Source organism: Rhodopirellula maiorica SM1 (assembly GCF_000346295.1).
Taxonomy (GTDB): domain Bacteria; phylum Planctomycetota; class Planctomycetia; order Pirellulales; family Pirellulaceae; genus Novipirellula; species Novipirellula maiorica.
This window is the reverse complement of record NZ_ANOG01000344.1, coordinates 1-16,034: the sequence shown is the minus strand read 5'-3', so window position 1 is coordinate 16,034 and position 16,034 is coordinate 1. Positions and strand designations below refer to the sequence as shown.

The 16,034-nt window shown below is 55.7% G+C and carries 8 protein-coding genes; 5 read left to right on the top strand and 3 right to left on the bottom strand.

Features of this window, described 5'->3' with window-relative positions:
* From RMSM_RS39755 to RMSM_RS11205, 3 genes are all read right to left on the bottom strand, one after another.
* Positions 1–354, bottom strand: a 354-nt coding sequence (locus tag RMSM_RS39755; RefSeq protein WP_144057562.1) for a hypothetical protein, incomplete at its 3' end; no start/stop codon positions are given.
* An 82-nt stretch (positions 355–436) separates the two neighbouring features.
* Entirely contained in the window at positions 437–1,435 is a 999-nt protein-coding gene (locus tag RMSM_RS11210; RefSeq protein WP_008695521.1) for a YhdH/YhfP family quinone oxidoreductase, read from the bottom strand.
* 5 nt (positions 1,436–1,440) lie between these two features.
* Positions 1,441–3,498 carry a hypothetical protein gene (locus RMSM_RS11205; RefSeq protein WP_008695519.1) on the bottom strand — a complete coding sequence of 686 codons (2,058 nt, stop codon included), beginning with the start codon at positions 3,496–3,498 and terminating at the stop codon, positions 1,441–1,443.
* A gap of 483 nt (positions 3,499–3,981) precedes the next feature.
* Here RMSM_RS11205 and RMSM_RS36725 point away from each other — a divergent pair, with 483 nt between their 5' ends.
* The 5 genes from RMSM_RS36725 to RMSM_RS11175 all read left to right on the top strand — a co-directional run.
* Positions 3,982–5,556: an Lpg1974 family pore-forming outer membrane protein gene (locus tag RMSM_RS36725; RefSeq protein ID WP_144057561.1), complete on the top strand. Its 1,575-nt coding sequence runs from the start codon at positions 3,982–3,984 to the stop codon at positions 5,554–5,556.
* A gap of 708 nt (positions 5,557–6,264) precedes the next feature.
* Positions 6,265–11,370, top strand: a complete 5,106-nt coding sequence (locus RMSM_RS11190) for an Ig-like domain-containing protein (protein ID WP_008695512.1) — start codon at positions 6,265–6,267, stop codon at positions 11,368–11,370.
* A gap of 571 nt (positions 11,371–11,941) precedes the next feature.
* On the top strand, positions 11,942–14,443 hold the full coding sequence (locus RMSM_RS11185) for a M1 family metallopeptidase (RefSeq protein WP_144057563.1): 2,502 nt from the start codon (positions 11,942–11,944) through the stop codon (positions 14,441–14,443).
* A 31-nt stretch (positions 14,444–14,474) separates the two neighbouring features.
* Positions 14,475–15,032: a DUF6702 family protein gene (locus RMSM_RS11180; protein ID WP_008695510.1), complete on the top strand. Its 558-nt coding sequence runs from the start codon at positions 14,475–14,477 to the stop codon at positions 15,030–15,032.
* Positions 14,995–16,034, top strand: a 1,040-nt coding sequence (locus tag RMSM_RS11175; protein ID WP_008695507.1) for a competence/damage-inducible protein A, incomplete at its 3' end; no start/stop codon positions are given. The genes RMSM_RS11180 and RMSM_RS11175, both read left to right, overlap by 38 nt.

The window sequence follows — 16,034 nt, the reverse complement described above, 5'->3', positions numbered from 1 at the left end:
CGTCACGGTAAAGTTGCTTTCGCTGAGATCCAGATCTCCGCTGCTTGCCGTGTTCTCTTGGCCAGCAACATTTTCTAAACTCAAGAGATACAGGCCCGCGTCCAACTCGATCGTGTCGTCTTCGGAGTTTTGGTTGGCCTGAATGATTGCATCTCGCAGACTGTCTATCGCTCCGTCGACTGCGGTCGGCGACGGAGCAAAGACGGCCATCAGATGACGCGGTTCAAGTCGCTCGTGACTCAGACGGCGACTGCCCTTTGTTTGGCTAGCGCGAGACGCAACTGCACTAGCCCCCGAACGGAATCGTCGGTGCCGCTGTTTAGGAGTCGTTGACAGTTGAGGGAGCCAATTCATTTGATCGACATTGTGGCCGATTCGCGATGGGAATGCGATAGCCCCGCCCGGGAAACGCATCCCCAGAGCGATTAGGGCCGCATCACTTTATCTGCACCACGGCCCGGCCGACCATTTTTCCGGCCAAGATGGTCTCAACTAGTGACGACAATTCGTCCATGGAGTGAACGTGCGTCAGGGCATCCAGATCATCCGGTTTCCAAGGACCCGCCAATTGCTGCCAAATTTTGTTCCGCTCGGGCATCGGACACATCGCGGAATCGATTCCAGACAACGTGATTCCGCGTAATAGGAACGGATAGACGGTGGTATGCAGTTCGTTTCCGCCGGTCAGCCCACAGGCCGCGATGCAGCCGCGGTACGATGTGGTTCGCAGCAGCGTTTCGAGCATTTTTCCGCCCACCGTATCGACCGCCCCAGCGTACGCGGCACTCAATAGCGGCCGCTTGCTTTCGTCTACAAACTCGCTGCGTGATAACACGGTATCGACACCACGCTTCTTCAAATTTGCATGCTCACTTTCTTTCCCGGTCACTGCGGCGACGGTGTATCCCAGTTTGACCAGCAATGAAATTGCCAAACTGGCGACACCGCCGGTAGCGCCAGTCACCACCACCGTTCCCGATTCGGGTGCCACGCCGTGATCGATCAAGGCCCCGACGCATTGAGCTGCCGTAAATCCAGCGGTACCCAGCGCCATCGCTTGCACGGCCGTCAAAGAGTCCGGCAGCGGCACAGCCCACGAACCAGGCACGTCGATCTGTTCGGCCCATGCACCGAGACGTGTCACTCCCAATTGATGTCCGGTCACAATCACCGCGTCGCCTGTCTGGAACGCGTCGTCCTCGCTTTGAATCACTTCGCCAACGGCATCAATGCCGGGGATGTGCGGAAATTTGCGAACGATTCCAGGGTGCCCCGTTGCCGCGAGAGCATCTTTGTAGTTCAGCGACGAATACTGTACCTGGACGCGGATGCGTGGCGAGGTCGTTTCGACGTCGTCAAAGATGGAGGTAGGTTGATCGGTTAGCGAGGCGTTCACTTCTCCGGCTTCGTTTTTCTCAACCCAGAAACATCGCATCGGTTCTACTCCTGTTGCGCCAGTATGACTTGTTCGCTATCGGACCAGCGGACGAAAACTTGAAATCGCAGCTTTGCCGATGTTTGTAACAGAGCCAGCAAAGATTGCAATTCGGCAACACGCCGCGACAATTCGGTCAACTGTTCGGCATGTGTCTTGATTGCAGTGCGACGAGGTCGGAGGATGCGTCGTGCGTCGGTGTCGGCACGGTCGTAGATCGCTTCGATGCTGGCAATCTGTTGTTGGACGAGGTCAGATTGGCTGAGCAGCGAGTTGGCAAAATTTGCCAGCCCCGATTCGGTAAACGTCTGCCAAGCAAAGGCAGGGTCCAACCGCCCGGCAATACGAATCTGACACGCTAATTTCGTCGTGCACTTGATGTCAAACCGCAGTCCGACTCGAACATTTTCGTTGTCTTTGAGTGCAAGCACCGCAATCCCGCTGGTCCGTCGCGGCGACGCCGCATCAATCGGTTCGATCCACGCCTCTTCCACCTCGTCGGGCAAATCAAAGTCAATTTTTAATCGCGTCACCTTCGCAGGCAGCAAACCGCCCAAATCCCAACTGGGATGAAAATCCGATTGATCAAACGATAACGCCCACGCATCCGCCTCGATTCGCGGCCGAAAATAAATCACGTTGCCGGTCGAATCTCGCAGTCGCCCGTGCAGCAGCAGACTGGATTGAGAACTCGACTTGGCAGTGTCCTGCCACTGAAACGCAAGTTGGTCGGAATCGCGACAGAGCAACGCGAGCAAGGTTTGATTGCGAGTGTCGCGAAAATCAAAGAGAGCGTTGGGATTTGCCGAGGACGCAGGACTACGTTTCATCGCGATTGGAATCGGCAACGGGAATTCGAGCGAAAGACGATCCAGAACCGTATCGCTGGCCGGCCAATCGCCGATCGGCTGCGTTTCCACCGTCTCCTCCACCGCCGGCAATTGAAACGACTGCACCTTCACCGTCCGCACTCGTTGCGGTGACTCGGGGGCCTCGGTTTCCGGATGCATCGCCAAAGCATCCGCCGTGGGCACATCCGCATCGCCAACACCGACCGACAACGACGATCCATCAATCGAAGTCACGTCAACAGGATCGTCGTCGGCGTCGTCATCTAGGTTTGATAATGATATTGAGCCAGCGGACTGAGACTGCGGTGATGTCTCGAGACCCGGTGGAAAGGTCGGACTCGCCCTATCGGGAACCAATGCATCAAAAGGCAAAACCGACGTGGGATCCACCAGCAAGTTGTCTGAATCAACCACCGCATCCGTAATGCTAAATGACTCGAGTGTCTGAGGCGGTAACGTATCAAATGTCTTACTCGAAGCGTTGCCAGGCGAAACGGTGTCGGAGCGAGCATCGCCAGGACTCGATCCAGCAGCGTCTGATGTTTCGGACGATTTCGAGTCTGGCAATATTGTGTCGGGCGAATCAGCGACGAACAAAGCGTTCCCTGCTAGCCACCATCCCAACGCCAACACCAGGACAATTAGCGCCGCGGCGGCAATACGCGGAGTCGACGTTGGCCAGCGGCGCCGCCGCTTTCGGGCATCCGTCTTGGTCGACGCCGCGTCGCCATCGTCCTCGTCGATATCACCGACGGGATTGTCACTGGCGTCGACCACCACGTCGCCGATGCGTTCCGGCGTGTCCGATGTTGCCGGTTGATCGTGCGACGTCTGCGATGGCATCGCCTCGCTGCCGATCTGGTTGCGAAAATCCGCTAACCGCTGTTGGTTGATTGCGTCCACTTCACTCGCCGTTGTGGGCTGTGACGAGACGGAATCATCAACGGCGGGAAATTCCCAATTCGTTGGACTTGAGCGAACTCCCACCGTGCCGTGATCGTCCACGAACCAGTCGGCTAGATCGATCGGGGGCAAGGGTTGCCCGGTCCGCAAAGCGATATCGTCGGCGATCGCGCGAGCTTGTCGGCACCAACGGTCGGCGATATCCGCGGGCGGCGGCCCCAGTCGCGTCAGGATCTCGCGAACCGATTCGGCGTTCCCTGCTGGGGAACGAGGTGCGGTCTTGGAATCCGCAGAGGAAAGATGACTCATGGCGACAACCGTCTTTTCGGTGATCGATTCTTCACCGGCTTGGATGAACCATGGTGAAAGGGGGGACGCCCCCTCGCAAAGGCCGATGATAGCAATTTTTGATATTGACCGGAAAATTTTTCCTGAACGTATCTGGCGGAATAACCAAACCTTCGCGTCCGGTTGTGCCGATAAATCCGCGTGAAGGAGTTATGTCGAACGTTCCAGAATCATGATTTTTCAGGATTCAATGTACGGCATGATTTGCTTCAAAGCCAATCGAGGGGGAAAAAGGTGGGCTTGGTTTTAATCGTTGCGATATCGCGTCGAGAGGGATCAACCGTGCCTGAGGCTGTTACGGCGAGGGTCGCGGTAACGGTCATCGATAGCAGCGGTCCAGTGGATGGGCCGACATTGCTTCGTTCCCGCTTTTGATACCCCGGCTTTTCCATACCGGCCGATAGCGAGGCGGCGATTGCCGCGGAGACGTTTGCAATGCACCGAATGATTCCAATAAAAGCGACCTGTTTAACTCTGTTTGCCACAGCGGTCTTTGCGTTTTGGGCTGGTCTTCCCGAAGCACAGGCACAACCGCCCCGCGTGGTCCAAGCCGACATGGACTATGCCGGCAGCGGCTATGTGACGCCCGCTGGCATGGTACCGCCAACGATGTACAACGGGACGGCGATGCCACTGGGCATGTCGAGCGGCGTGATGCCGGTCGGATTTCATGGTCCCGCTTGTGATAGTGGCGGCATGCTCGGTGGTGGCTGCGATGGCAGTTGCGACGGCGCTGGCTGCGATGGCAACTGTGGCGGCAATTGCGGCTACGGCGAACAGGATGAATGTGACCCGGGAATTTTCGGCGGTTGCGGATGCGGTTCCTGTTGCATGCTCGGTCGCGGCGGATTGCTAGGACGCATCGGCCAAAACGCCACCGCGTGTGGTGGATGTGGTCGTGAAGGTTGCCGAGCTTGTGGTGGACGCACGAACCTACGCTTCCTGTGCATGTTTTGTCGTGGCGATGGCTGCGAAGCATGCCAATTCTGGGGCCGCGGCTACATGAAGGGGGCAATCGGATGCTTGCTGCCTTACCAAGACGCCGGCAAATGTGCCCAGCGTTGGTACGACCTGTCAGCCGAAGCAATCTTCCTGAGCCACAACAACGGCAACGGAAACCAAGTCATCACCACACAAGGGATCAGCGGCACGCCGGTTTTGAATATCGGCGATGCTGACAGCGATGATCTCGAAGCGGGCATGCGATTGTCGGCTGCGTTCATCTTCGGAGCGGGCGGCAACATGGAATTCACCTACATGGGTGGCCAAGAGTGGGACGGCCGGGCAACCGTCAACGATCCCAACGCCCAACTGTACTCGGTGATTAGCAATTTTGGGGTCGACCCCGCAGGCGGATTTGATGATACCGATCAATCGCTCAGCCAATCGATTGCAACGGAAAGCAGCTTCGACAGTTTTGAATTGAACTATCGCCGCCGCACCGTCGGTCCTTACTGCCGCTTCCAAGGCTCGTGGTTGGTGGGGCTTCGCCACATCCGCTATGACGACCGCTTGATTTACTCGACCGTCGGACTCGACAACAACGGTACCGGCAGCGACCGCCGCTTCTTTACCTCGAGCGACCGCAACAAGAACCGTTTGTTCGGCCCCCAAGCTGGTTTTGACCTGTGGTACAACGTGATGCCCGGAATCAATCTTGGCATCGGAGCCAAGGGAGCGTGGATGCAGAACGATATCAAACGCAATTCGTTCCTCGCCTTTAACTCCGAAGCCGCTGGTGCCACCCCGGGTTCGGTACAGTTCGACGACGGCAACCAAGACAGCACCGTGATGGCAGAATTTGACGCCACGCTGTTGTATCGACTGAGCCATTCCTGGACCCTTCGATCGGCATACCACGTGATCGCAGTGGATGATGTCCGCTTCGGAACGCTCGACGCCGCTAATATCCGCAGCTTCTCGGACTCGCTTCCCGGATCGACTCCTGGACCCAACCGAAACCAAACGGATCAATTGGTGATCCAAGGTTTCTCGGTCGGTGCCGAATACATTTGGTAGCTTCCACCGGCGTCACGGCATACCCATCATCAAAATCCCGCGAATTCGTTCGCGGGATTTTTTTGTGCGCCGGACGGGATTTTTTTTGTGCGCTGGGGCAACTTCGTTTTCGAAAACGCCGGCTAGTCGACGTGGTTGGCGTTGGTCGGCAGCCCGCTGTGACATGAACACCTGTCACCTGCCGGGACAATCTGCCCCCCGATGAAAGGGAATCTTGGCAACGGGGATGGTCATCCGATGTCCATTTAGACCGATTTTTCGGTGCAACCGGAACTTCCGTTGCGAATGACGCGTCCGAAGTGCAGCGTTTCGTTGACACGTCTAAGGGTGCAATTAGAATCGCAACTCGTCCCTTTTCCCCTAGGTCCCTCTCATTTGCAATCTCTTTCCTATTGTGACTAAGTTTCGGAATGGGAAGGCGTTCACTAAATAGCCGATGGCGCCCAATCGAATTTACCGATGCAGTTTAAAGCGCCCCCGAGCAATTTAGAGTTCCGACCGATGGATCGCACTTAGTCTTTGGCTGGTCCCCAGTCATTTGGCTACCGAGAATGAAGAGCGGCTTGCGGAGAAGAGCGGCAAAATTACGACAGAAGACGAATACATCCACCTCGCAGCGTCATTGATTTGACGCCCTTGGGCAGAATCGCGACAAAACCGGCATTGTCACGTGAATCCCTTGGCAGAACGTTTGGCAAGAGACCCTCGATGATCAAACGCAGTGAATCGATCCAAGCATCGACATCTAGCGCCCCCCAACCGACCCGCACTCCACGTAAACGCGTCAAACGAAATTTGACGTCGCGAGGGCTGCGTAAACGAACGCTGATGCTCGAAGGCCTCGAACAACGTCAATTGATGGCGGCGGACATTCCAACCGTTCCGTTGACGCAGCTGCCCACCTTTGACGGGCCTCGCAACATCGGCACGGTGACATCGTTCTCGTATGTCGAAAAAGAAGCGTTGGTGACGCTCGGCCAAAACGACTTTTACACCGATGCCGAAATCATCCCGCTCGGTAATGAAGCGGGGAAACGCAACACGATCGACATCAGCGGAACGTTCAGCTTTGGGACTCGGCCTCCGCTGGGGGGTGGATTCAATACTGACGTGGACGTCTATGGTTTTGATCTAAAGGCGGGCGATATCCTTGATATTGCCACGCAAGGGTCTGCGGTCGAATACACGGTCTACGATGAAGGCGGCCGAATTTGGTACGGGGTCGATGACTTGCAATCGGCAGGCGTCCCGGCAAATTCACCGATTCAAACCTTGGGCAATGCCGCGTTTGCTCAGGTGGTCCCCGAAGACGGCCGCTATTACGTCGAAGTCGCCGCGAACGTCGGTGCCCCCGACTATAAAATTGGATTGCGAACCTATCGCCCGACCACCGAGAAATTGCCGATCGGTGCCAACCAAGTCATTTTTGTTGATTTCGACGGCGGAACACTGACCCCGGACCAGTACAGCGATTCGCTCGGCGGGGCCAACGGTGTCCCAATCGGAGGCATCATCCGTTATCCGTCGCTGCGGGATTCGCTCCCGGATATCGGCATCGAAATCGCCAATGATGCTGCCTATGATCAATTGGTGGCCGATACGATGGAGCAAGTGTTCCAGCACTTTGCCGATATCGGAATCAACGGCAGCAATGGCGATTACGCCAACACCGGTGTTCCCGGCGACTACGGCGTGACGATCGTCAGTAGCGAAACCCATAACGACCCTGGGTCCAATCCGCTGGTCACACGCATCATCGTTGGCGGTACGACCGCCGACTTTGGTTTGGCAAGCCCGATTGCGACCGCGATTGACCTTGGCAACTTTGATTTGACCAGCATTGGGGTGGTTCAGGTTGACGCGATCAACGGTTTTGCTGCTCAGTTCCCAATCTCCAACGCCGTCAGTCAACTTGATGCGATCGCACGTCAATTGGCGGTCACCATTTCGCATGAAGCATCGCACACGTTTGGGTTGCGACACACCGACGGTACCAACTTGGTCGGGAACTTGATCGACGAAGGCGGTCCACAGCAAGCCGAAGAATTCTTTGCAGGCGTGGGCAACGACGGAATTTTCGGTACCGTCGATGACACCGATATTGCGTTTACGACCGACCGTTTCTCGCGAACCGAAGGTTTGTTTGGTACCCAAAAATCGGCCGAGACTCTTTCGCATGTCCTTTCCACCGGCACCGTCGGCGGTTCGATCACCGGGCGGGTGTTTAACGACCTGAATCGTGACGGCAACGGTGCCGCCGACGCGGGACTCGCTAGCGTTACCGTTTTCCTTGATGCAAACGGCAACGGCGTGCTCGATTCGAGCGAAACGCGGACCGTGACTGGAACCGACGGAAGCTATACCTTGCCTGCGGGCACCGGCACGCAAACGGTTGTCGCCATCGCCCCATCGGTTCAGTTTGTCGCTAGCACCGCGACCAGCAATCCGGTCACCACGTCCGGAGGCACCGTCGGCGGCGTAAACTTTGGCTTTACCAAAGTGCAATCCGATATCACTGGTACCAAGTTCAGCGACAACGACGGCGATGGGCTGCGAGATCCCGGCGAACCGGGAATCGAAGGCGTTTACATCTATTTGGACTTGGACGGCGACGATCGGCCTGACCTTGGCGAACCCAACGCGACCACTCGAGCGGACGGATCTTACACGATCAATTTCCCTGGTCCGGGCACCTACACCATTCGCGAAGTGGTGGAAGCCGGTTTCGTACAAACCTTCCCAGCCGGTGGCGAATGGACCGTTGTCTTTGATGGCTCGGCCGTCTTTGACAAGGACTTTGGCAACTTGCCATCGCGTGACTTTGGCGATGCTCCGAACACCTATTTGACGACCGAGGCGGTTGGCGGTGCCTCGCACGGCATTACCACCGGTTTGACGATCGGTTCGACGGTGGACCGTGAACTGGACGGTCAACCGAGCGTCGGGGCCGATGGCGACGACAACAATGGAAGCGATGACGAAGATGGCGTGTTTCAAGCGACGCCGTTTGGTTTGGGATCCACCGGCCAATTTGCCGTCACGGTCACCAATACCACCGGCAGCCCCGCCTACTTGCAAGGCTTCGTCGACTTTAATGGCGACCGAACCTTCAATCCCACCACCGAACGATTGACCGAAGTGGTGGTCGCTAGCGGTGCCATCGGAGCCACTCAAACCGTCAACGTTCCTGTTCCCTCGACCGCAATCACCGGAACCACCTATGCTCGTTTCCGTTTGAGCCAAACCTCGGGTCTTGGCCCAGCCGGTTTTGCGGAAACCGGTGAAGTGGAAGACGTCCTGGTTTCGATTTTGCCAACCAACAGCGTTGCCAATGACGATTTGAATTTGCAGGTTTCTCGCAACAGCAATCCCGTTCGACTCGATGTGTTGGCGAACGATTTCGAGACCCCCGAAAATCCGTTGACGATCGTTTCGTTCAACAACAACGGCACCAGCGGTACTGTACGAATCGCCGATGACGACGGTGGACGTTCGATTTTCTACACACCGCAAAACGGATTCACCGGACGCGACGTCTTTACCTACACCGTCAGCGACGCGTTCAACAATTTCTACACGGCCACGGTGACCGTGGATGTCACGTTCCAATCGAATGTCCCGATTGCGATCGACGACTCCTTCAGCATTCCCGAAGGCTCGCAGAACCGAGCCCTCAACGTGCTGGACAATGACGTCGCCAGCCTGTCGGGCGGATTGTCGATCGCTAGCGTGACACCGGGAAGTGCCGGAGGAACGGTCACGATCATCGGCGGCGGCCAATCGCTCCGCTATACGCCCGCCAGCAATTTCACCGGTACCGAACAGTTCACCTACAGCATCCAAGATGGAGCAGGATCGACCTCGAGTGCCGAGGTCACGATCAATCTGTTGCCCGGTTCGCAGAGCGATGACTTGGTCGATTATTCAATCGAATTCTTGGACCCGCTCAACAACACTCCGATCACCAATCTGCAACTCAATTCAACCGACCCAACCGCGAATCGCTTTAGCGTCCGCGTGTTGGTCGACGAGCTTGACCTTGCCGACGTTCGCGATCCCGAAGGCGTTGCATCGGCGTTCCTCGATTTGTTGTACACCGACGAATTGGTCAAAACGGTGGCCTCGACCGCCAATCCGGCGTTCCCATTTGACATCACCTTTGGCCCGCTGTTCTCGGGTGGGACTTTCCAGCAAGGAAATTCGCAGAAGCCAGGTTTGATCGATGATGTCGGCGGCGTCCAAATCGTCAACAATCCGACGCCATTTACCGGCAAAGCCGAGCTGTTCACGATCACCTTCGAAGCATTGTCACCGGGTGTGGCCGTGTTTACCGCCGATCCCGCGGATGACCCTCGCAGCGAAACCGTGCTGCTAGGACAAGACGTTGCATTGACGCCGAGCCAGCTTCGCTTGGGGCAAAACGAATTCGTGATCTTCGCGAGCGACGGAACGTTTGTTTCCGCAGTCGATGACGCGTTCATGCAAGGCGTCGATTCGACGGGTGCCACCATTTCGGCATCGTCGGCAACCGCTGCCCGATTGAATGTCTTGGACAATGACCAATTCGCTGGCAAAACGTTGCAGGAATTTGGTGTCACCGTCCAGCCGCAAAACGGCACGATCACGGTCAACAACAATAACACGCCAAGCGATTTAAGCGACGACTACTTCAACTATCGTCCGACCAACAATCCAACCGCGACGGGTTTTGACCAATTCACCTATGTCATCGTGACCGACGAAGGCATTCGCAGCACGGCTCAGGTCACATTGGCCTATGGCAATGCCAATGCAGATGATCAAGTTTTGATTGGATTGGACCTAGTGAATGCTGGCGGGCAACCCATTACCAGCAGCCAAATCAATGTCGGCGATCGTTTTGGGGTTCGAGTCAATGTCGAAGATCTGCGAAACAACAGCACAGCTGTCTTCGCAGGTTTCTTGGACATGCTGTACGATTCGGATTCGATTCGTCCGGCCAATACCAATCTCGGCGACCGTTTCAACTTTGATGTCACCTTTGGCTCGAACTTTAACACTGGGGCTGGGGTTGGAACGGCATCACGACTGGGAATCATTGACGAATTTGGTAGTGTCACCACTCAAACCAATGCCGACGATGGCGATTTCCCGAATCTGAATCCAACCCAGTTGGCTACGATTTTCTTTGATGCCATCGCGCCCGGCCAAAGCACCATTGCCGCGTCGCCTGCGGATGCATCGCCGTTCCAGGACACACTTTTGTTCGAGGAAGATGATCCCGTCCCAACGTCGCAAATTCGCTATGAAGCGTTGAGCATTACGGTCGGATCGAATGGGCAAGGCGAATCGCCGCTGCAGAACACTCGACTGCCTGCGGACGTCAACAATGACGGTCAAGTGACCCCGATCGACGCGTTGCACGTGATCAACGAAATGGCGCGAGCGGTGCCATCGGGCGCCGAAGGTGAATCGGTATTCGTCAGTTCCTATTACGTGGACGTCAACGGTGACCGAGCGGTAACCGCGCTGGATGCACTGCAGGTCATCAATGAACTGAGTCGTCGAGTGCAACCGACCGGCGTCAGTGGTGAAGGCGAACAAGTCGCCACGGCAATGCTTCCAACCACCGATTCGTCACAAACGGTTGAGCCTGTGACCGATTCCGTGTTCGCGGAATTGTCCAGCGGTGACAGCAAGGTGGTGTCGGTTGACACCCCGAGCGGTTCGGAAACGACCCGCGTTGCTGTGGCAAACGGTTTCGACAGTGGCAGCGACGACGATGACGAAGTGCTCGATCTGCTCGCCGATGACTTGGCCGGCCTCCTCAGCTAAACGTTTATCGCATTACTCTATTAATCGCCCCACTCTGTTAGCGGTGCGGCGATTAAAAGGTTCGAGCTTTACCGGGCGGCTTGCGCCGCTCCGCTATTAAAAACGGTTGGTGCGACAGCAATCTAACGGGCGACTTGCGCCCAATCCCATCTACTTTCGTAGCGGCACGGCGCGAGCCGTCCGGTTGAGGCGAGTAAAAACGTTCGGTTTACACCGGGCGGCTTGCGCCGCTCCGCTACTTAAAGCGGTGGGTTCACTCCTGCGATTTGCATTTTGATGAAAATCAGCAAATGGCTAGCGTCGAAGCGGTTACGCTGGCGAAAAACGTCTGCTTATCTACCTAGAGCGCGGCCAGGAAAACCGCCCGTCTATCGCCATAGTGGTTGCCATCGATCACGCAGCCGATCAAGGATGAAACAATTTTGGGTAGCCCCACCTCAAATCTTGGCAAGCTGGTTAAACTAGGTCAAAAACCGTCCACCTGATTACTCGCAATCACGATGTTGCCGCAGTGAAAACCATTTTGCCAGTCAGTCCACAGCTGATCCGAGTCAGCTTCTTGTTCGCCACCATGCTGTTCGGTTGGCAAACCGCCAACGCCCAATTCTTGTCGAATTCGAAACACAGCGATTCGACCGATCGATTCTTCCAAATCGATTCTTGGTTACCGACGCCGACGGACACCCGAACGGCGTCGGGGGCCCCTGGCCCCGGTTATTGGCAACAACGCGCCGACTATGACATTGATGTCACTTTGGATGACGCGAACCAACGAATTCGCGGTACGGTGGCGATCGACTACCACAATCAATCCCCCCATCCATTGTCCTACGTTTGGCTGCAACTGGATCAGAACATTTTCAAGCCCGACTCCGACGCAGTCACGACCGCGCCGGCACCGTCGATGTATCCGCGAGTCCAATTTAACGCGATTCGTTCGCTGTTAGCCCGTTCGACTTTCGAAGGGGGCTACAAAATCAAATCGGTCACTGATGGCGAAGATCAACCGCTGCCGCATTCGATTGTCAAAACGATGATGCGAATCGATTTGCCGGAGCCTCTTGCACCGGGGGCTTCGACGCAATTGAAGGTCAAATACAGTTACAACATCGTCGACAGCAAGATTATCCGTGCCCGCAGCGGCTACGAGTTCTTCGAGAAGGACGAAAACTACATTTACGAGATTGCTCAGTGGTATCCTCGTGTTGTCGCCTACACGGACTACACCGGATGGCAACACAAGCAATTTTTAGGACGTGGCGAATTCACGCTCGAACTGGGTGACTTTGACGTTCGCATTACGGTGCCAAGCGACATGGTGGTCGCGGCAACCGGGGAATTGCAGAATGCCGATGAAGTATTGAATCCGCAATGGATCGAACGACTCGAATCGTCTCGTTCGGCTGAAAAACCGGTCATGATCATCACGCCCGAAGAAGCCAAAGCGAACGAGACGAGTCGTGCGAAGGGGACGAAAACGTGGGCATTCCAGGCTAAAAAAGTCCGCGACTTTGCCTTCGCCGCCAGTCGCAAATTCATCTGGGATGCGATGGGTGTCGAGGTCGAAGGGAATACCGTGATGGCGATGTCGTATTACCCCAACGAGGGCAATCCGCTTTGGAGCACCTATTCGACCGAAGCGATCGTCCACACGATTGAAGTCTACGGACGATACGCGTTCCCCTATCCCTACCCGGTGGCGATCAGCGTCAACGGCCCGGTTTATGGGATGGAGTATCCGATGATCTGCTTTAACGGACCGCGTCCTGAGGACGACGGGACTTACAGCAAAGCGACCAAGTACGCCTTGATCTCGGTAATCATTCACGAAGTCGGTCACAACTTCTTTCCCATGATCGTCAACAGCGACGAACGTCAATGGACATGGATGGACGAAGGGCTGAACACCTTCCTGCAATACTTGGCCGAGCAAGAATGGGAAGAGGATTATCCATCGGGCCGTGGCGAACCTGCCAAAATGGTGCCCTACATGAAGGGCGGTGGACAACGTCCAATCATGACCGGCAGCGAAGAGATCCTGAGCTTTGGTAACAACGCCTACGGAAAACCTGCGACCGCACTGAACATCCTTCGTGAAACGATCATGGGCCGCGAACTGTTTGATTTCGCATTCCGAGAATACGCGTTGCGATGGCGTTTCAAACGCCCCACGCCCGCCGATTTTTTTCGCTCGATGGAAGACGCCTCGGGAATCGATTTAGATTGGTTTTGGCGAGGTTGGTTCTTTAGCACCGATCATGTCGACATCGCGATCAGCGACGTGCGGTTGTACCAAATTGACAGCGGTGACCCCGAAGTCAACGCCGAAATCAAACGCCAAGAACGAGACAAAAAAGAACCTACGATCTCGAAGGAACGCAACGCCGACTTGCCCCGCCGAATCGATCTGCAGCCGGGCCTAAAGGACTTTTACAACAGTCCCGACTATGACGAACACAAGGTCGAAGAATCGGATCGCAAAGCGTACCAGAAGTTCCTCGATGGACTCGAAGCGGACGAACGTGCGTTGCTGCGTCGCAAAACAAACTTTTACGTTGTCACGTTCCGAAACGTCGGCGGCTTGGTGATGCCGATCATCGTTCGCATTCACTACACCGACAACACCAGCGAAACCGTCACGATTCCGGCCCAGGTTTGGCGAAGCAACAGCAAGCAAGTGGACAAGCTGTTTGTCACCGAAAAAGAGATCGCTCGTTTGCAATTGGATCCGAAACAACAAACCGCCGACGCCGAGGAATCCAATAACTATTGGCCACCTCGACTTGTTCCGAGTCGCTTTAAATTGTTCAAGAGCGAAAAGAGCAAAAATCCGATGCAAAAGGCTCTCAAGCCCGACGTCGATACCTCCGAAGCCGAAAAGAAAGACGACAAGTCGGACGACGAAAAAGAATCGGATGAGCAAAAGGATGGCGACAAGCAAGACAAACCCGAGGTAAAAACGGATGCGAATTCCGCAAAGGACGCATCCAAAGAAAAGCGAGACGAAACCAAGTCAAGCAAAACGCCTAACTCTCGGTCCAAAGCCTCCGCTCGCAAAAAACCGTCGGCCTGAGTCCCTTTTCACTTTCCCGTTCGGATCGAACATGTTCCAAGCACTGTTGTTCCTGGTGATGATGCACCCGGTCCACGAAACCGTCAGCGAAGTCCAGTGGAATCACGAAACCAAACGCTTCGAGATCGCACTGCGACTTCATGTTGTCGATCAACAATGGATCGAACATCAAGCGGACAAATCGCAAGGAATCGAATCGGTTGCCGTGCAGTATTTGAACAAAACGTTCCAGATCCGCCCGCTTGGCCAGCGGAAGACTGAAAAAGGTCAAGATCGCGAGCCATCCAAAGCAAAAATCCACTGGGTGGGTCGCAAGGATGAAGGGTCGCACATGTGGTGGTATTTCGAGGTGGAACCTGTCTTACCTAAATCCGCATCGGCGTCTTCGAGCGAAGCCGCGACCAAAACGCCAAAATTTGAAATCACGCAGCAGATGTTTTTTGAGCGACACGAAGGCTTCACCAATCGTGTAATCTTGCTTGGGGAACTGTCCAAAACGGCATTCACCCTTACAATCGAGCATCCAACCGCCCCCTTGGAAGAATCGATTGATGAGCAATCAGGCCACCCCCGGCAGCCGCACCCATAACCCCTCGCCGCTGAAATTGTCGGCCGAGGTGATTTCGATCGGCGATGAAATGACCAGCGGAGCGAGGCTGGACACCAATTCTCAGTGGCTCAGCCAACGGCTTGGCGAACTCGGCGTCGAAGTCCGGTTCCAGACCACGGTCGGCGACATGTTGCGTGACAACATCGACGTTTTTCAAATCGCTGCCGATCGCGTCGATATTGTCATCTGCAGCGGAGGATTAGGGCCAACCCAAGACGACCTGACTCGCGAAGCACTTGCTGAGGTCGTCGACGAACCACTCGAATTTCGCCAACAGGCAATGGATCATATCCAAAGTCTATTCGGAGCACGCCGGCGGCCGATGCCCGAGCGGAATCGGGTACAAGCGATGTTTCCACGATCCAGCCAGATCATCTCCAATCCGCAAGGGACTGCCCCCGGTATTGATTTGGTCATTGACCGAGGCCACTCGACCACCTGTCGCGTGTTCGCATTGCCCGGCGTCCCGGCCGAAATGAAGTTGATGTTTAACGAAACCGTGTCGCACCAAATCGCGGAAATGTCCGGCGGCGGCAATGTGATTCAGCACCATGTGATGAAATTTTTTGGCACGGGCGAAAGTGACATGGAATCACGGCTCGGCGACATGATCGCGCGAGACCGCCAACCTCGAGTTGGCATCACGGTTAGCGAGGCGACCATCTCGCTGCGAATCACGGCGACGGCCGATTCGCTGCAGCGGTGTACCGAGCAGATTGCGAGTACCAAGACCGAAATTCTAAACCGCGTGGGCGAGCTCTATTTTGGTGACGGCGAAAACTACGAGCAATATCACGCGATCGATTCGATGTTACGAGCTCGCGACGAATCGCTTGCGGTACTGGAACTTGGCTACGCCGCACCATTGGGGCACTGGTTCGCTTCACTAGGCGAGACCCCGGCGTATCGCGGTGGTTTGTCGCTGGCGACGACGCCCGACACACCGCTGGAACAAATTCGATCGCAATTCGGATCGGATTG

Bases quoted from the DNA above. Each gene is read 5' to 3' on its own strand.
- RMSM_RS11210 (WP_008695521.1), bottom strand. From the start codon at position 1,435: ATGCGATGTTTCTGGGTTGAGAAAAACGAAGCCGGAGAAGTGAACGCC.
- RMSM_RS11205 (WP_008695519.1), bottom strand. From the start codon at position 3,498: ATGAGTCATCTTTCCTCTGCGGATTCCAAGACCGCACCTCGTTCCCCA.
- RMSM_RS36725 (WP_144057561.1), top strand. From the start codon at position 3,982: ATGATTCCAATAAAAGCGACCTGTTTAACTCTGTTTGCCACAGCGGTC.
- RMSM_RS11190 (WP_008695512.1), top strand. From the start codon at position 6,265: ATGATCAAACGCAGTGAATCGATCCAAGCATCGACATCTAGCGCCCCC.
- RMSM_RS11185 (WP_144057563.1), top strand. From the start codon at position 11,942: ATGCTGTTCGGTTGGCAAACCGCCAACGCCCAATTCTTGTCGAATTCG.
- RMSM_RS11180 (WP_008695510.1), top strand. From the start codon at position 14,475: ATGTTCCAAGCACTGTTGTTCCTGGTGATGATGCACCCGGTCCACGAA.